This window comes from Serratia sp. OS31, from assembly GCF_014164835.1.
GTDB classification, from domain to species: Bacteria; Pseudomonadota; Gammaproteobacteria; order Enterobacterales; family Enterobacteriaceae; genus Serratia; species Serratia liquefaciens_A.
Genome location: NZ_JACJFQ010000038.1, coordinates 1 through 21,735, shown reverse-complemented (window position 1 = coordinate 21,735; position 21,735 = coordinate 1). Strand labels below are relative to the sequence as shown.

Genomic DNA, 21,735 nt, shown 5'->3' with positions numbered 1-21,735 from the left:
TTGTTGTGGTGGTGGTTAACCGCTTTCCGGCAGGAAGGACGGCATAACCACACCGCCGGGTTGCTGCGCCTGGCCTTTCACCTGCGCCAAATGCAATTCGCAAATCCTTCCGCCCCACTGCAACAGCACCTGACTGAGGGCAGAACGCTGCGCCGGTACCAGCACCACCGGCGTGGTGCCGCGGTGATGCTGGTCCAGCATCCAACTGATCAACTCCAGGGCGATCTCTTCGCTGTGGCTGCAGCCCGGCCCCAACATGCGTGAAGCCGGATGCGCCACCGACGCCAGATAGCCGCCAATCACGCCGTCCAGCTCCCACACGGCGATACTCCATAACCCGCTGGTGTCGTTAAGGAAATGGTCGATATCGCGACGGCGTTCAATGCCCAGCAGCGTTCGCTCCAATTGCAAAATGCCGGGCAGATCGCCCTGCTGAGCGGCACGTACCCTGCCGCGCGTCAGTCGTGGAAAAGAGAACCCCAGCGTCGGCACCGGGATCGCCATATCCTGATAAATCGCATAGGGCGTGAAGCCGGCACGGTGGTACAACGCGTAGGAGTCCAGATTTAACGCGCTGGAAATCAGGCGTATCGGTAGCGATCCCGCCAGCTCATCGGCTTTCGCCATCAGCTGCGCGGCGATACCGCGACCGAAGTAATCGGGATGCACATTCATGATGCCCAGCCCGAGGTGTGTCTCACGCGGATGGAAAAAGCAGGAACTGCACAGTACGCCCTGCTCATCGCGCGCAATCCAGTGCTGACCGGGATCCAGTTGGCGATAGACGTCAACGAACAGCCCACAGCTGGCCGGCTCTGCGGTAAAAATGGCCCCTCTGCCGTGGCGTTGGTACCAGGCATTGGTCGACAGATGAATCAGCTGCGCGATTTCCGGGCGATCGCCGCTTTCCGCTACCCTCAGTTGCACCTGCATCCGCCACCTCTTTTCAGATTATGGGTTCAGCGAAATACCGCGAAATCGTAAAATGTAATCGATTTCATTTTCACCATGAGCAAAATGTAATCGATTTCTTTTTTTCGGCAACCCGATTAATGTGATAAGAGGGGCTGATAAGATGAATTTGTAATCAACATCACAATCCTGAGGTCAGGCGCAGACATTTTTCCGTGCTTGAGCATATTGTTCGGGGCAAATGGGCAGAAGGAACAGCAAACCATGTCGATCGAAAAGGTGGCGAAACTCGCCGGCGTCTCCGCCGCGACCGTTTCACGGGTGTTGAACGGCCAGCAGATCGTCAAACCGGCCACTCGCGACAAGGTACTGGCCGCGATCCGCGCCTGCGACTATCAGCCCAACCTGCTGGCGCGTCAGTTGCGCACTTCGCGTAGCCGCATGTTGCTGGTGCTGGTTTCCAGTATCACCAACCCTTTCTGCTCGCTGGTAGTACGCGGTATCGAAGAGGAGGCTGAACGTCACGGCTACCACATTTTGCTGTGCAACTCTGAATCCAATCCGACGCGGGAATCCGCCTACCTCAGCCTGCTGAGCGGCAAGGTGGTCGACGGAGTCATTACCATGGACGCCGTCAGTTGCCTGCCCGGCCTGACCGCGATGATCGGCGATTTCCCCTGGGTACAATGCGGTGAAGGCGATCCCGAGTTCCGCGCTTCCTCGGTGACCATCGACAATCATCAGGCGGCGATGGCAGGCGTACGTTATTTGGTCGCTCAGGGCCGGCAACGTATTGCGCTGATCAACAGCGACATGCGCTATCTCTATTCACAGCAACGGGAGCAGGGTTATCGACAGGCGCTGGCCGAAGCCAAACTGGACTATTGCCGGGTGGAATACGTCGAAGGATTGGAATATGCCGCCGGTGCGCTGGCGATGAACCGCCTGCTGGACGCGGAGCCACGCCCGGATGCGGTCTTTGCCATCTCGGACGTGATTGCCGGCGGGGCAATGAGCAGCTTGCACCAACAAGGGCTGCGCATCCCCGAACAGGTCGCAGTGATGGGCTTTGACGGTGTGCCTTTTGGCGCCATTACCACCCCGCCGCTGACCACCGTCGAACAGCCGATGCATCAATTCGGCGTGCGCAGCGTGCAGCTGCTGCTGGAAAAAATCAAGGATCCGCAACAGCCGCCACGCAATGACGTGCTCGAATGGCGGCTGGTAGAACGCGGTTCGGCCTGATTACAGGCTCAGTTCGCCACGCAAAAAAATCTGCGCATCGCCGCCTATCAGGGTACGGTCGCCTTTCAGTTCACAGAACAACTCACCGCCGCGCGCCGATATCTGCCGCGCGTGTAATTGATGACGCCCGAGACGTGCGCTCCAGTAAGGCATCAACGTGCAGTGTGCAGAGCCGGTGACCGGATCCTCACCGCCGTCCAGCGTGAAATAGCGCGAAACGAAATCCACCGTTTCGCCCGGTGCGCTGGCGATCACCGCGCGACCAGTTAAAGCAATTAACGCCGGGATAGCCGGCTGCAGCGCCCGCACCTGCGCTTCGTTTTCCAGCACCACCAGCAGCGCATTGGCTTGCCACACTTCCTGCGGTTCAACGCCCAACAGCTCTGTCAGCCCGGCAGGCGTCGCGATTTTTTGCGGCGGTCGGGACGGAAAATCCAGGATCAAGCGTTCGCCATCTTCGGCGTCGCGCTTAACGTACAAATCACCACTGGCCGAACGGAAACGGATATCCTGCAACGCCGGATTGACCGCGCTGAGCATCACGTGCGCCGCCGCCAGCGTACCGTGGCCGCACAGATCCACCTCGCGCTGGGGAGTGAACCAGCGGATGGCCGACATATCGCCATCGTCCCAGACAAAACTGGTTTCAGGCAGGTTCAGTTCATTGGCGATCGCTTGCATCTCGGCGGTCGACAACGGCTGTTTCAACAGGCATACGCCGGCCGGATTGCCGCGAAGCCCTTCGCCGGTGAAGGCCACTACGTGGAAGTAATTTTCTGCCATCTGCAACTCCTTAATGCCAGATGAGTAACACACAGGCCGCCGTCAGCAGCCCCATTGACACATTAAAGATGATCCAGGCCTTTTTGCTGCGTAGCAGGCGACCAATCACCGTGCCGAATCCGAGCCAAATCACCCCGGCGACGATATTCACCACCAAAATGCCCAGCGAGATCGCCACAATCGACGTGTTGTACCTGTCGCCTGCCAGGCTAAAACTGGCCACCGCCCCCAGCGCCATCAGCCAGGCCTTGGGGTTAAGGAACTGCAACAGCCAGCCCTGATACAAGCGTATCGGTTTGGGCGGTGCCACGTCGGTCTCCAGCTTTTCATAGGCGGCCGTGGCCACTTTCCACGCCAGCCATAACAGGTACAGGCTGCCGAGGATTTTCAGCACCAGGTGCAGCGCAGGGTAAACCAGGATCAGGCTGCCGACCCCGAACGCCACCAGCAGCAAAATGCTTTGCATGCCCAGCATGATGCCCATCATCAACAGCAGCGAGCGCATAAAGCCAAAATTGGCGCCGGAGGTGGTCAGCAGCATATTATTAGGGCCTGGCGTGATGGCGGCGACCCACAGGAAGCCTAACATCGAAAGAAATAAACTCGGTTCCATGAGGCGGGTGCTCCTCACCCAGGGTGATTTTTTGCAGTATTATTGTCAGTTCAGGATAGTGAAGCTAACAGCGCACTATTAATCCCACAATAGCCGCCAATAAGATTTTTACTCAGGTTATGCATGAATCCTTTCGCCCTTTGACCGGGGCCAGTAATCCGCATCTGCAGACGCTGCTACCACGGCTGGTACGCCGCCGCGTGCAGCTCAAACCGCACTGGCAGCGGCTGGAATTGCCCGACGGCGACTTTGTCGATCTCGCCTGGAGCGAAGATCCGACTCTGGCTGCCGGCAAACCGCGCGTGGTGCTGTTCCACGGGCTGGAAGGCAACTTCTACAGCCCCTACGCTCATGGTCAACTCAACGCCTGGCGTGAAAAAGGCTGGCTTGGCGTGGTGATGCATTTTCGCGGTTGCAGCGGCGTGCCGAACCGCAAGCAGCGCATCTATCACTCCGGAGAAACGGAAGATGCGCGTTTCTTCCTGCAGTGGCTGCGCGCGACCTACGGTGAAACGCCCACCGCCGCGGTCGGCGTCTCGCTCGGCGGTAACATGCTGGCCTGCTACCTGGCGCAGCAGCGGGCGGAAAGCCTGCTGCAGGCGGCGGTCGTGGTCTCCGCGCCGCTGATGCTGGAGCCCTGTTCGTGGCGTATGGAACAAGGCTTCTCGCGCGTTTATCAGCGCTATCTGCTCGGGCAGTTAAAACAAAACGCCACTCGCAAGCTGCTGCACTATCCTGATACCCTGCCGCTCAAACTGCCGCAGCTCAAGGCGTTGCGCCGGATCCGCGACTTTGACGATGCCATTACTTCGCGCATCCACGGCTTCAGCGATGCCAGCGATTATTACCGTCGTTGCAGCGCCCTGCCGCTGTTGCCGACGATCCAGACGCCGTTATTGATCATCCATGCCAAAGACGATCCCTTTATGACCGACGAAGTGATCCCCGAAGTCGCCACGCTGCCGCACAACATTGAGTATCAGTTGACCGAGTTTGGTGGCCACGTCGGTTTTGTCGGCGGCACCTTGAAACATCCCCAAATGTGGCTGGAATACCGTATTCCATCCTGGCTTTCCCCTTATCTGGACACCGCCAAGTGATTATCCCCTGGAAAGAACTGGAAACTGAGACCCTGAACAGCCTGATCGAGTCCTTTGTGCTACGCGAAGGCACCGACTACGGCGAGCACGAACGTTCGCTGGAACAGAAAGTGGAAGACGTGCGCCGCCAGTTGAAAAACGGCGAGGTGTTGCTGGTTTGGTCAGAACTGCATGAGACCGTCAACATCATGCCGCGCGGCCAGTTCCGCGCCGGGCAGGAAGAAATTTAGTGGCGATCGGTTCTATGACTGACGGAAAAAATCAGGTAACAATGCGGTATTGCAAACCAACGCGCGGAATTTTGCCCTTGGCGAAAGGGCGTCAAACAGACCAATAATGATATCTGACGCCTGCGCATTTAACACGGAGTGACCTATACCATGTCCGCCAAACATCCCGTTATCGCAGTGACCGGCTCCAGCGGGGCCGGCACCACCACCACCAGCGTGGCGTTCCGTAAAATCTTTCAGCAGTTGAACATCCGCGCCGCCGAGCTGGAAGGCGACAGCTTCCACCGCTACACCCGGCCGGAAATGGACGCGGCGATCCGCAAAGCGCGCGATCTCGGCCGCCATATCAGCTATTTTGGCCCCGAAGCCAATGACTTCGGCCTGCTGCAGCAAAGCTTTCTCGACTACGGCAAAAACGGCACCGGCCGCTCACGCAAGTATCTGCATACCTACGATGAAGCGGTGCCCTATAATCAGGTTCCCGGCACCTTCACCCCCTGGGAAGCTTTGCCGGCACCCACCGACATGCTGTTCTACGAAGGATTGCACGGTGGCGTCGTGACCGAACAGATCGACGTGGCCAAACACGTCGATCTGCTGGTTGGCGTGGTGCCGATCGTCAACCTGGAATGGATCCAGAAGCTGATCCGCGATACCGGTGAACGCGGCCACTCCCGCGAAGCGGTGATGGATTCGGTGGTTCGTTCGATGGAAGACTACATCAACTACATCACGCCGCAGTTCTCACGCACCCATATCAACTTCCAACGGGTGCCGACGGTAGACACCTCCAACCCGTTCGCCGCCAAGGCTATCCCTTCGCTGGACGAGAGCTTTGTGGTGATCCACTTCCGCGGGCTGGACCAGATCGACTTCCCTTATCTGCTGGCAATGCTGCAGGGATCTTTTATCTCGCATATCAATACGCTGGTGGTACCGGGTGGCAAAATGGGGCTGGCGATGGAGCTGATCATGGCGCCGCTGGTGCAGCGACTGCTGGAAGGAAAAAAAATCGAGTAGACAACAGGGCGCGGCACAACCGCGCCCCTTTATCCGTTACGCCAGGTCGCGGATTTCAAAACTGTGGGTCACGCTGGCGGCTTTGCTCAGCATCAGTGAAACCGAACAGTACTTCTCGGCCGAGAGGTTTACCGCACGCTCCACGATCTTGTCGCTCAAATCTTTGCCGCTCACGATAAAATGCAGATTGATGTGGGTAAACAACCGTGGCGCTTCTTCGCGACGTTCAGAGGTCAGCTTCACCTCGCAATCACGCACGTCATTACGTCCTTTTTGCAGGATCGACACCACGTCGATTGCACTGCATCCCCCTACTGACATCAGCACCATTTCCATCGGACTGGGTGCTTTATCGCCGGCGTTGCCGTCCATCAATACCTGATGGCCAGACGCGGATTCGCCCAGAAACGTCAACCCTTCCACCCACTTAACTCTTGCCTGCATGCTGGTCACTCCGGTTAATTTCTTAAAATCACAGTACGCTTTCGCATAGAAACTGGCAACGGAACCTGATGCTAATCATGCTGAAGCGAGACAACACAAGACACCCGCCTCACTCTGTGCTACAAACAGAGCCGCAATAAATCTTTCCGGGACACTGATTTCAGGGAAACTCCCAGGGAAAGGCTCCTTTACCGGTATGTTAACAGAATGTAGCTTGCAGCTCTCCCGGCAAGTTAATATGCTAGAGCGACAGCGTATATTTATGACACGCCTCAAAACCTGCTGATAGCCACCATTAAAACAACGGCGACAGCACGTTTTACAGGGAACTCTGACCCCTGTGACACAAGGCAGCGATAACAACAGAGGATAACAGCGAATGGTTCTCGGCAAACCGCAAACAGACCCTACTCTCGAATGGTTCCTGTCTCATTGCCATATCCACAAATATCCATCCAAAAGTACGCTGATTCACCAAGGTGAAAAAGCCGAAACGCTTTACTACATCGTTAAAGGCTCCGTTGCGGTGCTGATTAAGGATGAAGAAGGTAAAGAGATGATCCTGTCCTACCTTAACCAGGGGGATTTCATCGGCGAGCTTGGATTGTTTGAAGAAGGTCAGGAGCGTAGCGCCTGGGTTAGGGCGAAGACCGCCTGCGAAGTGGCTGAAATTTCCTACAAGAAATTCCGCCAGCTGATCCAGGTTAACCCGGACATCCTGATGCGCCTGTCTGCCCAGATGGCAAACCGCCTGCAGATAACCTCTGAGAAAGTGGGTAACCTCGCCTTCCTGGACGTTACGGGCCGCATCGCGCAAACCCTGCTGAACCTGGCGAAACAGCCTGATGCCATGACCCATCCGGATGGCATGCAGATTAAAATCACCCGTCAGGAAATTGGCCAGATCGTCGGTTGCTCTCGTGAAACCGTGGGTCGTATCCTGAAAATGCTGGAAGATCAAAACCTGATCTCCGCTCACGGCAAAACTATTGTCGTTTACGGCACCCGTTAATCACTGAAAAAACGGCGCGATGATTCGCGCCGTTTTTTTATGCCCCGATTTATCATGTGGCGCCGACTGATTTACCATCCGGAAGTCAATTACGCACTGCGGCAAACGCTGGTGCTGTGCCTGCCGGTTCTGCTTGGCCTGCTGATCGGCCAACTGCAATACGGCCTGCTGTTTTCTCTGGTTCCCGCCTGCTGCAACATCGCCGGGCTGGACACGCCCCACAAACGCTTCTTCAAACGCCTGATCGTCGGCGGTTCGCTCTTTGCGCTCAGCAGCCTGCTGCTGCAACAGGCGCTACTTTGGCAGTTGCCGCTGCCGATACTGATGCTGGGCCTGGCGCTGCTGCTTGGCGTCAGCGGTGAAATCAGCCCGCTGCATGCCCGCCTGCTGCCCGCCGCGCTGGTTGCCGCCATCTTCTCTCTCAGCATGGCTGGTACGGTGCCGCTTTGGCACGCGCCCCTGTTGTATATCGTGGGCACCGCCTGGTACGGCCTGTTTACCTGGTTCTGGTTCAAGCTGTGGAAAGAGCAACCGATGCGCGAATCGCTCAACCAGCTCTATCTGGAACTGGCGGACTACTTCGAAGCCAAATATTCACTGTTAACCCAGCACACCGATCCACAGACCGCGTTACCGCCACTGCTGGTGCGCCAGCAAAAGGTCATGGACCTGATCACTTTGCTGTATCAACAACTTAATTTTCTGCCCCATGCCAGCAATCTCGAGCAAAAGCGTCTGCAACGCACCTTCCAGGTCGCTCTGGATTTACAGGAGCACATCACCGTCAGCCTGCATCTGCCGGAAGAGGTACAAAAGCTGGTAGAACAGAGCCAGGCCGAGGCCATCATCCGCCGCAATGCACAGGTGATTGCCAACCGGCTGCGCACGGTAGCGCATGACATTCTCTATCATCAGCATTCTCAGCGTTTCAATATGGACAATGAACTGGCCGCCCTGGAAAAAGTGGCGGCGCAGCATCCGGACAACCCGGTCGGCCAATTCTGTTACTACCACTTCAGCCGCATCGCCCGCCTGCTGCGCACCCAGCACCCACTCTACCGACGCGATCTGATGGCCAATCAAAACCGTCTGCCGTTCTGGCCCGCGCTGGTCAGTTATCTGTCGTTCAAATCCAACGCCCTGCGCAATGCGGCTCGGCTGGGAGTCACCCTGGCGGCGGGCAGCAGCCTGGGCATGATGTTCAATCTGCCAAAGCCTTACTGGATCCTGTTGACCATCATGCTGGTGAGCCAAAACGGCTACAACGCCACTCGGGTGCGTATCCAGCACCGTGCGCTCGGCACCCTGGTTGGGTTGGTGATTGCCGCCGGGTTACTGCAACTGCAGCTGCCCGAGGCTGAGACGCTGGGCGTGATGCTGGTGATCACGCTGCTGGCCTACCTGGTTTCACGTAAAAATTACGGGCTGGCGGTGATTGGCTTTACGGTGACGGCGGTCTATACCCTGCAACTGTTGGCCCTGAACGGCACACACTTCCTGGTGCCGCGCCTGATCGACACGCTGATCGGCTGCGTGCTGGTGTTCGGTAGCACCATCTGGCTGTGGCCACAGTGGCAAAGCGGTTTGCTACGCAAGAATGCCCATCAGGCATTGGAAAACGATCAGCAGGCGCTGCGCCTGTTGCTGGAAGAACAAGAGCCCGATGCCAGTGCGCTGGCCTATGCTCGTATGCAGGTCAATCAGGCGCACAACGCGCTGTTCACCTCACTTAATCAGGCGATGCAGGAACCGGGGTTTGAATCGAGCTATCTGGCAGATATGCGCCTGTGGGTCACGCACAGCCAGTTTATTGTCGAACACCTGAATGCGATGACCATTCTGGCGCGCGAACACTATATGCTGACGCCAAAGCTGGCGGAGGAGTATCTGCAGACTTGTGAAATCGCGCTGCAAAGCTGTCAGCAGCGGCTGGAATACGACGGCCCGAGCAGTGGCAGCGCCATTATGCAGCCGCCGGATTTGCACCCGGAGATGCCGGTAACCGAAATGGAGCGTCACCTGCGGCGGATTTTGTCCCACCTGAGCGTCATGCACACCATTTCGTCGTTGGCCTGGCGCCAGCGTCCACACCATGGCATCTGGCTGAAACGCAAACTGCGCGATCAATAAGGGCGCCGTCTGGCGCCCTCGACATCAACACGACGTATTAAGCGTTAATCACGTCCTGTACCGCCAGCTCAAACAGCGCCATCCCTTCGTCAATATCCTCGGTTGCTACTACCAGCGAAGGCGCAAAACGAATCACGTTTGGCCCGGCATTGAGGATCATCAACCCGCGCGCAGCAGCGGCAGTCAGGAAATCGCGCGCCTTGCCATGATACGGCGCAGTCAATTCGGCACCGATCAGCAGGCCCATGCCGCGAATGTCGCTGAAAACACCATATTTCTCGCCAATCTGTTTTAACGCCTGCACGTACAATCCATGACGCAGTTCAATGCCACTGAGCACTTCCGGCGTATTGATCACGTCCAGCGCCGCCTCCGCCACCGCGCAGGCCAGCGGATTGCCGCCGTAGGTGGTGCCATGGGTGCCCACCTGCATCACCGAAGCAATCTCTTCGGTGGTCAGCATGGCGCTGACCGGGAAGCCACCGCCAAGCGCTTTGGCCGTGGTGAGGATGTCTGGCGTCACGCCATAGTGCATATAGGCGAACAGTTTGCCACTGCGTCCCATACCGCTTTGCACTTCGTCGAATACCAGCAGCGCCTGATGCTTGTCGCACAGTTCGCGTACGCCCTTGAGGAAGTCGGCATCTACCGGGGTAATCCCGCCCTCACCCTGGATCGGCTCCATCACCACCGCGCAGGTATGGTCGTCCATCACCGCTTTCACCGCGGCCAGATCGTTGAACGGCACGTGGACGATATCGGCCGGTTTCGGTCCAAAACCGTCGGAATACTTGGCCTGTCCGCCTACAGAGACGGTAAACAGCGTGCGGCCGTGAAACGCGTTATAGAAGGCGATGATTTTGGTTTTGTACGGACTGTGGCGGGTAATCGCATAATGACGCGCCAGTTTGAAGGCCGCCTCGTTAGCCTCTGCGCCGGAGTTGGCAAAAAACACCCGATCGGCAAAGGTGGCGTTAATTAGCTTGGTCGCCAGGCGCAGCGCCGGTTCGTTGGTGAACACGTTGCTGGTATGCCACAGGGTTTCGCCCTGCTGTTTCAGCGCCTCAACCAACGCCGGGTGGCAGTGTCCCAACGCCGTCACCGCAATACCGCCGGAGAAGTCGATGTACTCTTTCCCTTGCTGGTCCCACACGCGGCTGCCTTTGCCCCTGACCGGGACAAACTGAGCAGGTGCATAAACAGGCAGGATAACCTGATCAAAGGTGCTGCGGGTTACTGCAGATTTTTCGGTCATTATGGGGTCCACCCTGAAAGTGACTCAGTCTTTTGATTGCAATTAAGTGAAAATATAATCACAAAATATGCATAAAAAACCAGTTAAGGGCAAACTCAAATCGCCTTGGCGGCTAAAAAAAATCTAAGTAGTTAACTTTTAAGGAAATTATCCAACAGCTGATGCCCCTGCTCGCTGAGGATGCTTTCTGGGTGGAACTGTACCCCTTCCAGCGTCAACTGCCGGTGGCGGATGCCCATGATCTCATCGCGAACGCCGTCGCGCTCGCTCCAGGCGGTGACTTCAAAACAGTCCGGCAGCGTGGCGGCTTCAAGCACCAACGAATGATAACGGGTAACGGTCAGCGGATTGTTCAAACCGTGAAAAACACCGCTGTCGAGATGGCGGATCGCCGAGGTCTTGCCATGCATCACCTCGCGGGCGCGTACCACCTTAGCACCGAATGCCTGCCCCAGCGCCTGGTGCCCCAGACAAACGCCGAGGATCGGCAGCTTGCCGGCAAAATGCTGGATGGCGGCTAATGAGATGCCGGCTTCATTCGGGGTACAGGGCCCAGGAGAGATCACCAGACGCTGCGGCGCCAACCTTTCGATATCGGCCAGTTGCAGCTCGTCGTTACGCTTCACCAGCACCTCGGCGCCTAATTCGCAGAAGTACTGGTAAAGGTTATAGGTAAAAGAGTCGTAGTTATCGATCAACAGCAGCATAGTGTTTCCAACAGACATCATCGTAGGGGGCGAATATGCCGCCCCGATTTACACGGGCGCAGTATACAACGCCCCCACGATACTGCCGCTACCGATAATTTCAGCTTACTTCTTGCGACCGCCCATGATCGAGCCCAGCACGCCGCGCAGGATCTGACGCCCGAGATCGCGTGCCATGCTCTTGGCGGCAGTTTGAACTATACCGTCGCGCTTGCCGCCGCGTGGGCCGGTAGAGCCAAACAAAATATCGTTCAGCCCGCCCATCAGGCCGCCGCCCGCCGGCTGCTGCGCCTGGGGTTGCTGTGCCGGTTGGCCCGCTTGCGGCGCACCGACGGTGGCGAAACCTTCCGCAGACAGCTTCTCGTAGGCAGACTCGCGGTCCACCATATCCTCATAACGACCGTACAGCGGCGATTTGTTGATCGCACTGTTCAGCCCTTCCGCCCCCAGCATGCCCATCTTGGATTCCGGCGCGATCACCATTGCCCGTTCCACCACGTTTGGCCGCCCTTTTTCGTCGAGGAAAGAGACCAGCGCCTCGCCGACGCCCAGTTCGGTGATCGCCGTTTCCGCATCGAAGGCCGGATTGGCGCGCATGGTTTGCGCTGCTGCTTTCACCGCTTTCTGATCGCGAGGGGTAAAGGCGCGTAGCGCGTGCTGCACCCGGTTGCCCAACTGTCCGAGTACACTATCCGGGATGTCGAGCGGATTTTGGGTCACAAAGTAGATGCCGACACCTTTGGAACGGATCAGGCGTACCACCTGTTCGATTTTCGTCAGCAGCGCCGCCGGTGCGTCGTTGAACAGCAGATGAGCTTCGTCGAAGAAGAACACCAGCTTCGGCTGTTCAGGATCGCCCACTTCCGGCAGGTGTTCGAACAGCTCGGCCAGCAGCCACAGCAGGAACACCGAATAGAGTTTCGGCTGATTAATCAGCTTGTCCGCCGCCAGCAGGTTGATGATGCCGTGGCCGTTGGCGTCGGTTTTCATCAGGTCATTGATGTCCAGCATCGGCTCGCCGAAGAACTGGTTCGCCCCCTGTTCTTCCAGCGTCAACAATCCGCGCTGGATAGCGCCGACCGAAGCCGAAGAGATATTGCCGTATTGGGTTTGGAACTGTTTGGCGTTGTCCCCCACGTACTGCACCATGGCGCGCAGGTCTTTCATATCCAACAGCAGCAGCGCATTGTCGTCGGCTATTTTGAACACCAGCTGCAGCACGCCGCTTTGCACTTCGTTCAAATCCAGCAATCGGGCCAACAGCAGCGGCCCCAGATCGGATACGGTGGCGCGGATCGGATGGCCCTTCTCGCCATAAATGTCCCACGGAATAATCGTACAGGCCTGCGGCTGCCAGTCAGTGACGCCAATTGCCGCCAAACGCGCCTGCAGCTTCTCGGAAGGCACGGCTTCGGTACCAATACCCGACAGGTCTCCCTTCACGTCAGACAAAAAGACCGGTACGCCAATGCGCGAAAACTGCTCGGCCATTTTTTGCAGCGTCACGGTTTTACCTGTCCCGGTCGCTCCGGTGATCAGACCATGGCGGTTCGCCAATGCCGGCAGGATAACCAGATCCTGTACCGGTTTCCCGTCTTTCATCGCTTTGGCGATAATCCGTGCTTCACTCATTTTCTTTTCCTTGGACGCGACGCAAAAAGCGCCTGTTGATGTCAATAAAGCTATAAGGGGGACTTAACCCCGTCAAGGACAAACAAAAAGGGCGTCACCAAGACGCCCGTAAAGCCAATAATTTCAGAATCGCCCTAACCCCGCAGCCCCAGCTCCTCTTTCAAGGCTTTCAGATAGCGGCGGCTGACCGGGACGGGCTCCCCAACCGGCATGATCATTTCCGCAGCGCCACCCTCATCGAAGCGAATTTCACGCACCTGCTCCAGATTGACCAAATACTGACGGTGGCAGCGTACCAGCGGTGTCCGCAGCTCCAGCGTTCGCAGCGTCAGCTCGGTAAAACATTCCATGCCGTCATTACGCACCACAAATACGCCACTCAGTCGCGAACGTATCGCTACTACCTCGTCAAAGCGCAGCAAATAGATGCGACTGTGGCCGGTACAGGGGATGTATTTCAGGTAGCCGGCGCTTTCGTCCAGCGCGGCGATGTTTTGCTGCCCGCGCTGTTGCTGCAGGCGCTGCAGAGTTTTGCTCAGCCGCTTCGGCTCCGCCGGTTTCAACAGGTAATCAAACGCATGCTCTTCAAAGGCCTGCACCGCGTATTCGTCATAGGCGGTCAGGAACACGATATGCGGCATGCGATTAGGATCGAGCATGCCCACCATCTCCAGCCCGGTGATGCGCGGCATCTGAATATCCAGAAACACCACGTCCGGCTGCAGGCGATGGATCCCGCTGATGGCTTCTATCGCATTGGCGCATTCGCCGACAATGCTGATACCTTCTTCCGCTTCCAACAAATGTCGCAGGTTATCGCGCGCAGAGGGTTCATCATCGACAATCAGTACGTTTAACATCAGGCAGCCCTCGCCAAGGGGACATTGAGCGTAATGCGGGTGAATGTTTGTGGCTCACAGGCCACCCGTACGCCATAGCCGTCGCCGTAGCGTACTCGAATACGTTTATCTACCAGGTTCATTCCCAGCCCGCTGTTGTTCGGCAAAGGCTGGTATAAGCCCGCATTGTCGGTCACCTGCAATAACAGACAGCCGCCCTCGAGCCGAGCACCAATATCTATGCGCCCGATACCCAGCAACTGCGAAGTGCCATGCTTGATGGCATTCTCAACGATAGGTTGCAGTGAAAAGGCCGGCAGACGTACCGCCAGCAGCTCTTCCGGTAGCGATACCGCAATCTCTAGCCGATCGGCAAAACGCGCCTGTTCGATCTGCAGATAGGCGTTAACGTGCTCAAGTTCGTCTGCCAGGCTCACTTCGTCGTCCGAACGCTTGAGGTTTTTGCGGAAAAAGGTCGAAAGGTACTGCACCAGCTCACAGGCCCGGTCCCCGTCACGACGGATCACCGCCACCAGCGTATTCAGGGCGTTGAACAGGAAATGCGGATTAACCTGCGCATGCAGCAATTTGATTTCCGACTGCGCCAGCAGCTGCGTGTGGCGCTCATACTGGCCGGCCATGATCTGTGCGGATAACAGGTTGGCGATACCTTCACCCAGCGTGCGGTTGATGGTACTGAACAAACGGCTTTTGGGCTCGTAGAGTTTAATGGTGCCAATCACCCGTTGGTTCTCACCGCGCAACGGGATCACCAGCGTTGAACCCAGCTTGCAGTTGGCGTTGATCGAGCAGCTGTAGGAAAGCTCATTGCCGTCGGCGTAAACCACTTCGTTGTTGTCGATCGCGCGGTGCGAATGCTTTGATGAGATCGGCGTGCCCGGCAGGTGGTGATCGTCGCCGATACCGATAAACGCCAACAGCTTCTCACGGTCGGTTATCGCGACCGCACCAATCCCCAACTCCTGATAGAGCACCCGCGCCACCCGCATGCTGTTTTCCTGATCGAACCCCTGGCGCAAGATGCCTTCAGTACGTTCGGCAATTTTCAGTGCCTTGGCGGAGAACGCGCCGGTGTATTTCTCGAACATCGCCCGCCTGTCCAACAGGATCTGCATAAACATCGCCGCCCCCAGCGTGTTAGCAATCAGCATTGGCAAAGCAATGTGCTCCACCAGCCGCAGCGCCTCGTCAAACGGCCGTGCAATCGCCAGGATAATCGCCATTTGCAGCACTTCGGTCACCAATGCCACCCCGGCAACAAACAAGGGGTTAAACAGCAGGTCGATACGCCGCCGGCGCATGGCGATGCTGTGCACCAGCCCGCCCACCAACCCTTCCGCCACGGTAGAGACCGCACAGGCGATGTCGGTCATGCCGCCCAGAGTGTAGCGATGCAAGCCCCCGGTCAACCCTACCAGGAACCCTACCGAAGGTCCCCCCAACAGGCCGCCCAGCACGGCGCCGATCGCGCGAGTGTTGGCAATCGATCCTTCGACATGCAGCCCGAAATAGGTGCCCATGATGCAAAACACCGAGAAAATGACGTAGCACAATAGCTTGTGCGGCAGGCGGATAGTCACCTGTGTCAGCGGAATGAATAACGGGGTTTTACTCAGTAAATAAGCAATGACAAGGTAGACGCACATCTGCTGTAACAGCAGCAGAACCTGGCTAAATTCAAACATGGCAGCAGCTCATCCCTTAACAAAACAGATGCAGAACGCCGGGTTTCCGGTCTGATTATAAGCTGGCGATTAAAGCATGCGACGGGGAAAAAAACAGTGATGCAGGCAAGGCTTCCGGGGAAAGCAATGCAGCCGGCCCACCGGGGGCCGGCGCAAAATCATTATGGCAGCACTTTCGCTGACAGAATGACGATAGGTTTACTTGGAACGTTTTGGTATGGCCCCACGTTGCCGGTCGGCGTCTGGGAAATTTTATCCACCACGTCCATGCCTTTAACCACCTTGCCAAACACCGCGTAACCGAAATCGCGCTGGCCGTGATCCAAGAAGGCGTTATCCGCCACGTTCAGGAAGAACTGGCTGGTAGCACTGTCTTTATCGGCGGTACGCGCCATCGAAATGGTGCCGCGCAGGTTACGCAGGCCATTATCCGCTTCGTTCTTGATCGGTGCCTGGGTGGATTTTTGCTGCATATCCGCAGTGAAGCCACCGCCCTGAACCATAAAGCCCGGGATCACGCGGTGGAAAATAGTGTTGTTGTAATAGCCGCTGTTCACGTAGTCGATGAAGTTCTTGGTGGAAACCGGAGCCTTCTGACTGTCGAGCGCCAATTCGATATTCCCTGCTGAGGTGGTCAGCATGACATGAGTTTCACCGGCGGCGAGCGCAGCGGGTGCCATTGCTGTCAGGGAACACAGCGCAACGAAGGTCACTAAAGTACGTTTGAACATTAACGGGTCCTTTCTCTAAGAGACAAACAACGGAAAAGCGCTTTGATTCTAAAGAGCTGAACCTGCGAGTGCCAGCCATTTACCTATATTTACGCAATTGTGGGACTTATCTCAGCCAGCCCCGAATTTTACTGCCAAAAGTATGATCGCCTTAGACCTTTTTGCCAACTGCATCACGCATTTTTTGCCCTTTTTACGCCTTGCTCGCTTTTTGCGACACAACTCCCGGTTTCATTTCCTGTTCCGGTTAATCTAAACAAATGAGAGCGCTCTCATTTTGAGGGTGACAGCGAAAATAACGAATATCCGCCGGCACCGCCGCCGCGCAATAACAGGAGAAATAATGTGAGTGAATTGATGACGGAAATCAGCCCCGATTTTGAAAGCACCATCATGGAGCTGCTGGTGTTCTCCGGTGGCGCCCGCAGCAGTGCGCTGATGGCCTTGCAGCAAGCGCGCGCCGGTGACTTTACCGCCTCAGCCAAGCACATGGCCGAGTCCAAACAGTCGGTGAAAAAGGCGCATCTGATCCAGACCCAACTGATCGGCATGGATGAAGGCTGCGGCAAACTGGCCATCAACCTGATTACCGTTCATGCCCAGGATCATCTGATGAACGCCATGGTGATCCAGGATCTGGCGGATGACATGATTGAACTCTACCGCCGCCAGGCCCAGATGGAGGTTCGCGCATGAGCGCCTTGAAAATCGCCGTGATCGGCGGCGGCAGCAGCTACACGCCAGAATTGGTTGATGGGCTGATCCAACGTATCGAAGAGCTGCCGGTGACCGAACTGGCGCTGGTAGATGTTGAACCCGGCCGCGAAAAGGTAGAGATCATTGCCGCGCTGACCGAACGCATGCTGGCACGCCATGGCCTGGAACAGGTCAAAGTCAGCGTGCATTTCGAGCTGGATGAAGCTATTCGGGACGCGAACTTCGTTCTGACCCAGTTCCGTGTCGGCCAGCTGCCCGCACGCGCCGCCGACGAACGCTTGGGGCTGAAATACGATCTGATAGGCCAGGAAACCACCGGCGTCGGCGGCTTTGCCAAGGCGCTGCGCACCATCCCGGTGATGCTGGATATCGCCCGCAGAGTGGAAAAACTGGCGCCGGATGCCTGGATCATCAACTTCACCAACCCAGCCGGTATCGTCACCGAAGCGGTCTCGCGTTACACCAAAGCGAAAATCATCGGGCTGTGTAACGTGCCGATCAGCATGCACCATATGATCGCCAACATGCTGAAAAGCCCTTATCAGGAGGTACAGTTGCAGTTCGCTGGGCTGAACCACATGGTGTGGGTACACCAGGTATTGCAAAACGGCCGTGACGTCACCGCCAAGGTGATCGATATGCTGTGCGATGGCGCCGCGTTGACCATGAACAACATCAAGGAAGAGCCTTGGCAGCCGCACTTCCTGCGCGCCGTGGGGGCAATCCCTTGCCCGTACCACCGCTATTTCTACCAAACCAAAGAGATGCTGGCCGAAGAAATTGCCGCGGCGGCCGAGCGCGGCACCCGTGCCGAGCAGGTGATGAAAGTAGAGAAAGAGCTGTTTGAGCTGTATGCCGATCCACACCTCGACAGCAAACCGGAACAATTAAGTTTCCGCGGCGGATCATATTATTCAGAAGTCGCGCTGGAGCTAATTCGTGCGATCCATAATAATCTCGGCACGCAATTAGTCGTCAATACTGCAAACCGGGGTGCCATTCGCGGTTTACCGGACGATGCGGTGATAGAAACCAACTGTATCGTCGACGCCCAGGGCGCCCACCCGCTGACCTTCGGCACTCTGCCGGATTCGATGCACGCGCTGACTCAACAGGTGAAAGCCTACGAGCGTCTTACCATCGAAGCCGCAGTGCATGGCGATCGCCGTAGTGGTCTGTTGGCGTTGGTGACCAATCCGCTGGTTGGCAATGCCAATGTGGCCCAGCCGCTGCTGGATGAAGTGTTGGCGGTGAATGCACCTTATCTGCCACAGTTTAAATAACCGCCGGGCCAGCCGCGGTTGCTGATACATTGCTATAACTAATCTGTAGGGGGTCGATACGTCGACCCCATTTTTGTCGTAATCAGGAGTCGGATGATGGTGACACTGGAAGATGTCGCAGCCTTGGCGGGCGTGTCCCGCGCCACCGTGTCCCGCGTAGTGAATGGCGACACTAACGTTAAAGGGCAGACCCGCGAGAAAGTGGAACGCGCGGTGGCTCAGCTCGGCTACACCCCCAACCCTGCAGCACGCGCATTGGCCTCCAGCCACAGCAATACCCTTGGGCTGGTCACGACCTCATATCGCGGCGGCTTCTTCGGCGCGCTGATGGACTTTGTACAAACCGAAGCAGAATCCCACGGTAAACAGTTGCTGGTGACCCAAGGCCGCAACAGCGCCGAAAATGAATGGCAGGCGATTCAACGGCTGTTCAGCCTGCGCTGCGACGGTGTGATCCTTCATGTCCGCTTCCTCAGCGACGACCAGCTGCGCCAGTTGGCGACCGAGCAACGCCCTTTTATCCTGCTCGATCGCCTGGTGCCCGGCCTGGAGGAACGCTGCGTCACTTTCGATCATCCACGCGCCAGCCGCATGGCGACACAACAGTTGATTGATGCCGGTCACCGGCGCATCGCCTGCATCAGCGGCCCCCGCGACCGCCCCTCCAGCCACTTGCGACTGCAAGGCTTTGAACAGGCAATGCAGGCTGCGCACATCAAACCGGTTGCCTGCGTCGAAGGGCTGTACGATTTGGAAAGCGGCTATCGCTGCGCCGATCTGCTGTTGCAAATGGAAACCACGCCTAGCGCTATCTATTGCTGCAATGAAGAGATGGCCATCGGCGCGCTGCTGGCGATCAACGAGCACCGTCTGCGGGTTCCGCAAGATATCTCGCTGATCTGTTACGACAGCGGCGAACGTGCGCCTTTCGTTCGCCCGGCGCTGACCAGCGTACATTTCCCGATTACCGAAATGGCGCAATACGCAGCAAGGCGGCTGATTGATCCGACTACGCCAGAGGTTAGCTTCTCGCCGATCGTCATCAGTCGAGACTCCATCGTGACGGTGAGCTAACAGATCACAAAAATATTTCACCACTACTCATTCATTGCATCAAAAAATCGACAGCCATCACAAAAACTCCCGTTGTCTGTGCTAGGATCCGCTCCCTGGTGGCCTGATCGGGACTTTTTTCTGCTTTTGCCAGGAAAAGCCAGCGGCCTTATGCCAGTTTTAAACTCCTCACAGACATAATCAGGCCTATATAATGAATGACAGCAACCGTCTACGGCTTACCTGGATCAGCTATTTTTCTTACGCGCTGACCGGTGCTTTAGTTATCGTCACAGGGATGGTGATGGGGAACATTGCAGAGTACTTTAATCTGCCGGTTTCCAGCATGAGCAATACCTTTACCTTTCTTAACGCCGGTATTTTGATTTCGATCTTCCTCAATGCCTGGCTGATGGAAATCATCCCGCTGAAACGTCAATTGATGTTCGGCTTTGTTCTGATGGTGCTGGCTGTCGCCGGGTTGATGGTCGGCAAAAGCCTGACCATGTTCTCGTTGTGCATGTTCGTCCTTGGCGTGGTCAGCGGTATCACCATGTCGATAGGCACCTTCCTGATCACCCATATGTACGCCGGCCGCCAACGCGGTTCGCGCCTGCTGTTCACTGACTCCTTCTTCAGCATGGCCGGGATGATCTTCCCGATTGTCGCCGCAATGCTGCTGGCTCGTCAGATCGGTTGGTACTGGGTGTACGCCTGCATCGGCCTGCTGTATGTAGGTATCTTTGTGCTGACCCTGTTCTCCGAGTTCCCGGTGCTGGGCAACAAAGGCGCCGACGCCGGCCAGCCGGTGGCGAAAGAAAAATGGGGTATCGGCGTGCTGTTCCTGTCGATCGCCGCACTGTGCTACATCCTCGGCCAGCTTGGTTTCATCCAGTGGGTGCCGGAATACGCCACCAAGTCATTCGGTATGGATATCAGCCAGGCCGGTAAACTGGTGAGCGATTTCTGGACCTCATACATGGTGGGCATGTGGGTGTTCAGCTTTATTCTGCGCTTCTTCGACTTGCAGCGTATCGTCACCATTCTGGCCGCTTTGGCGACCGGTGCGATGTACATGTTCGTCAGCACCGACAATCCGGAACACCTGAGCTACTACATTATGGCTCTGGGCTTCGTTTCCAGCGCCATCTACACTACGCTAATCACTCTGGGCTCGCTGCAGACCAAGGTTTCTTCGCCGAAACTGGTTAACTTCATCCTGACCTGCGGCACCATCGGCACCATGCTGACCTTCGTGGTCACCGGCCCGATCGTAGCGAAAGGCGGCGCGCATGCGGCGCTGACTACCGCTAACGGCCTGTACCTGGCGGTGTTCGTCATGTGTCTGCTGCTCGGTTTCGTGACCAAGCACCGCAGCCACGGTCACGTGACGCACTAACCTGCCGACGTGATGTGAAAAGGGCGCCTCGGCGCCCTTTTTTATGCTGAAGCCGGCGCCCTCTTCCCCGCTATCCCCCTCCGCTTGCTTTAACTCAGCCGCGGGCTCCTAAACTTGAGCCAATAAGCGTTTTGTTACCCCCTCCCCCGAGACCTCAACTAATTAAAAAGATTTTTAATCGGCATCCGTGTTATTAAAGAGTTATTTAATAACGTTCAGGTTTATTAAAGGAGAGTTTAATGAAGCGCACAGCTGGCCGATTCGTGACAACCCAGAGCCATCAGGAAACCGTTAATGCCTTTGTGCCTGCGTCTTTACCGCCCTCTGCCCCTGACCTTGATACCAAATCCTATCAGTATCTCAATACCCGAGCCGAACTTGCTCTGGCCAGATTATCCGGGATGACCGGACTGGTGACATCGGGAGAGTGGCTTATCTACAGTGCAATAAGACGAGAAGCTTGACCCTGACCCCGAATATGATCCAGTCATAATCAGGAATTACCGGCTTCATGTTGGTTGTGTATTCTGGCAACCGGCAGACTTCTCAGCAAATTCTGACGGGGTAATCCAGCCCAGCGCAGAATGGGGACGCCTCTGGTTATAGTGTATGCGCCAGGCCTCGATTTTGCACCGCGCATCCTCCAAAGACATAAACCAGTTCTCGTTCAGACATTCCTGCCGTAACCTGCCGTTGAAGGACTCCACCGTCGCATTGTCCGTCGGTGTTCCCGGGCGTGAGAAGTCGATTCTGATGCCTCTTTCGTACACCCATCTGTCCAGCATTTTCCCTGCAAATTCAGAACCATTATCGGTTTTCAGCAACTGAGGTAAAGGACGTCTGAGCGCTATGCTATTCAGCATTTCTGCCACTTCTGTTGAACGCAAATTCTGCCCCACGCAGATCCCCAGGCATTCGCGGGTG

The 21,735-nt window shown here is 56.6% G+C and carries 22 protein-coding genes; 11 read left to right on the top strand and 11 right to left on the bottom strand.

What is annotated here, in order from left to right; translation table 11 throughout:
* Nucleotides 1-15 precede the first annotated feature (15 nt).
* Nucleotides 16-933 carry a GNAT family N-acetyltransferase gene (locus H5P17_RS23020; RefSeq protein ID WP_182825426.1) on the bottom strand — a complete coding sequence of 306 codons (918 nt, stop codon included), beginning with the start codon at nt 931-933 and terminating at the stop codon, nt 16-18.
* 243 nt (nt 934-1,176) lie between these two features.
* Here H5P17_RS23020 and H5P17_RS23015 point away from each other — a divergent pair, with 243 nt between their 5' ends.
* Nucleotides 1,177-2,157, top strand: coding sequence for a LacI family DNA-binding transcriptional regulator (locus H5P17_RS23015; RefSeq protein WP_044554749.1), 981 nt, complete (start codon nt 1,177-1,179; stop codon nt 2,155-2,157).
* Here H5P17_RS23015 and H5P17_RS23010 read toward each other — a convergent pair whose 3' ends face one another.
* Both H5P17_RS23010 and H5P17_RS23005 read right to left on the bottom strand, forming a co-directional pair.
* Entirely contained in the window at nt 2,158-2,940 is a 783-nt protein-coding gene (locus tag H5P17_RS23010) for a PhzF family phenazine biosynthesis protein (RefSeq protein WP_182825424.1), read from the bottom strand.
* Nucleotides 2,941-2,950: 10 nt separating this feature from the next.
* Nucleotides 2,951-3,553 (bottom strand): LysE family translocator, encoded by a 603-nt coding sequence (locus tag H5P17_RS23005; protein ID WP_044554751.1) that lies wholly within the window; start codon nt 3,551-3,553, stop codon nt 2,951-2,953.
* A 119-nt stretch (nt 3,554-3,672) separates the two neighbouring features.
* Between H5P17_RS23005 and H5P17_RS23000 the strand changes: the two genes are divergently transcribed.
* From H5P17_RS23000 to H5P17_RS22990, 3 genes are all read left to right on the top strand, one after another.
* Complete coding sequence (locus H5P17_RS23000) at nt 3,673-4,653, top strand: hydrolase (RefSeq protein ID WP_182825422.1); 981 nt, start codon at nt 3,673-3,675, stop codon at nt 4,651-4,653.
* The gene (locus tag H5P17_RS22995) at nt 4,650-4,883 is read left to right on the top strand and encodes a YheU family protein (protein WP_020837285.1); all 234 of its coding nucleotides are present in this window, start codon (nt 4,650-4,652) and stop codon (nt 4,881-4,883) included. The genes H5P17_RS23000 and H5P17_RS22995 overlap by 4 nt, the downstream gene beginning before the upstream one ends.
* Nucleotides 4,884-5,033: 150 nt before the next feature.
* Entirely contained in the window at nt 5,034-5,903 is an 870-nt protein-coding gene (locus H5P17_RS22990) for a phosphoribulokinase (protein WP_182825421.1), read from the top strand.
* A 36-nt stretch (nt 5,904-5,939) separates the two neighbouring features.
* Here the strand turns inward: H5P17_RS22990 and H5P17_RS22985 are convergent, their stop codons facing one another.
* Entirely contained in the window at nt 5,940-6,347 is a 408-nt protein-coding gene (locus tag H5P17_RS22985; protein ID WP_044554754.1) for an OsmC family protein, read from the bottom strand.
* Nucleotides 6,348-6,726: 379 nt separating this feature from the next.
* On the opposite strand from H5P17_RS22985, the gene crp reads away from it, so the two are divergent.
* Together crp and H5P17_RS22975 are read left to right on the top strand one after the other, a co-directional pair.
* Nucleotides 6,727-7,359, top strand: a complete 633-nt coding sequence (gene crp / locus H5P17_RS22980) for a cAMP-activated global transcriptional regulator CRP (RefSeq protein ID WP_004718520.1) — start codon at nt 6,727-6,729, stop codon at nt 7,357-7,359.
* A gap of 54 nt (nt 7,360-7,413) precedes the next feature.
* Nucleotides 7,414-9,489 carry a YccS/YhfK family putative transporter gene (locus H5P17_RS22975; protein WP_044554854.1) on the top strand — a complete coding sequence of 692 codons (2,076 nt, stop codon included), beginning with the start codon at nt 7,414-7,416 and terminating at the stop codon, nt 9,487-9,489.
* A gap of 37 nt (nt 9,490-9,526) precedes the next feature.
* On the opposite strand, the gene H5P17_RS22970 is transcribed toward H5P17_RS22975, so the two are convergent.
* From H5P17_RS22970 to ppiA, 6 genes are all read right to left on the bottom strand, one after another.
* Nucleotides 9,527-10,744, bottom strand: coding sequence for an aspartate aminotransferase family protein (locus H5P17_RS22970; protein ID WP_182825419.1), 1,218 nt, complete (start codon nt 10,742-10,744; stop codon nt 9,527-9,529).
* A 131-nt stretch (nt 10,745-10,875) separates the two neighbouring features.
* Complete coding sequence (locus H5P17_RS22965; RefSeq protein WP_044554756.1) at nt 10,876-11,451, bottom strand: aminodeoxychorismate synthase component II; 576 nt, start codon at nt 11,449-11,451, stop codon at nt 10,876-10,878.
* A gap of 105 nt (nt 11,452-11,556) precedes the next feature.
* Nucleotides 11,557-13,083: a helicase HerA-like domain-containing protein gene (locus tag H5P17_RS22960; RefSeq protein WP_182825417.1), complete on the bottom strand. Its 1,527-nt coding sequence runs from the start codon at nt 13,081-13,083 to the stop codon at nt 11,557-11,559.
* A 134-nt stretch (nt 13,084-13,217) separates the two neighbouring features.
* The gene (gene btsR, locus H5P17_RS22955) at nt 13,218-13,943 is read right to left on the bottom strand and encodes a two-component system response regulator BtsR (protein ID WP_020837306.1); all 726 of its coding nucleotides are present in this window, start codon (nt 13,941-13,943) and stop codon (nt 13,218-13,220) included.
* Nucleotides 13,943-15,628 (bottom strand): sensor histidine kinase, encoded by a 1,686-nt coding sequence (locus tag H5P17_RS22950; RefSeq protein ID WP_182825415.1) that lies wholly within the window; start codon nt 15,626-15,628, stop codon nt 13,943-13,945. Before H5P17_RS22950 ends, btsR begins: the two co-directional genes overlap by 1 nt.
* Before the next feature lie 161 nt (nt 15,629-15,789).
* Nucleotides 15,790-16,359, bottom strand: coding sequence for a peptidylprolyl isomerase A (gene ppiA / locus H5P17_RS22945; protein WP_044554762.1), 570 nt, complete (start codon nt 16,357-16,359; stop codon nt 15,790-15,792).
* 357 nt (nt 16,360-16,716) lie between these two features.
* Between ppiA and H5P17_RS22940 the strand changes: the two genes are divergently transcribed.
* The 5 genes from H5P17_RS22940 to H5P17_RS22920 all read left to right on the top strand — a co-directional run bounded on the left by H5P17_RS22940 (nt 16,717) and on the right by H5P17_RS22920 (nt 21,275).
* Nucleotides 16,717-17,055 carry a PTS lactose/cellobiose transporter subunit IIA gene (locus H5P17_RS22940; protein ID WP_041415733.1) on the top strand — a complete coding sequence of 113 codons (339 nt, stop codon included), beginning with the start codon at nt 16,717-16,719 and terminating at the stop codon, nt 17,053-17,055.
* Nucleotides 17,052-18,359 carry a 6-phospho-beta-glucosidase gene (locus H5P17_RS22935; RefSeq protein ID WP_182825413.1) on the top strand — a complete coding sequence of 436 codons (1,308 nt, stop codon included), beginning with the start codon at nt 17,052-17,054 and terminating at the stop codon, nt 18,357-18,359. The genes H5P17_RS22940 and H5P17_RS22935 overlap by 4 nt, the downstream gene beginning before the upstream one ends.
* A 96-nt stretch (nt 18,360-18,455) precedes the next feature.
* Nucleotides 18,456-19,433 (top strand): LacI family DNA-binding transcriptional regulator, encoded by a 978-nt coding sequence (locus H5P17_RS22930; RefSeq protein WP_044554855.1) that lies wholly within the window; start codon nt 18,456-18,458, stop codon nt 19,431-19,433.
* A gap of 193 nt (nt 19,434-19,626) precedes the next feature.
* Entirely contained in the window at nt 19,627-20,811 is a 1,185-nt protein-coding gene (gene tsgA / locus H5P17_RS22925; RefSeq protein WP_182825411.1) for an MFS transporter TsgA, read from the top strand.
* A gap of 239 nt (nt 20,812-21,050) precedes the next feature.
* A complete protein-coding gene (locus H5P17_RS22920; protein ID WP_182825409.1) occupies nt 21,051-21,275 on the top strand; it encodes a hypothetical protein in 225 nt (74 codons plus the stop codon).
* A 45-nt stretch (nt 21,276-21,320) separates the two neighbouring features.
* On the opposite strand, the gene H5P17_RS22915 is transcribed toward H5P17_RS22920, so the two are convergent.
* Nucleotides 21,321-21,735 (bottom strand): integrase core domain-containing protein (locus H5P17_RS22915; protein ID WP_182825407.1); only part of this gene is annotated, 415 nt, incomplete at its 5' end.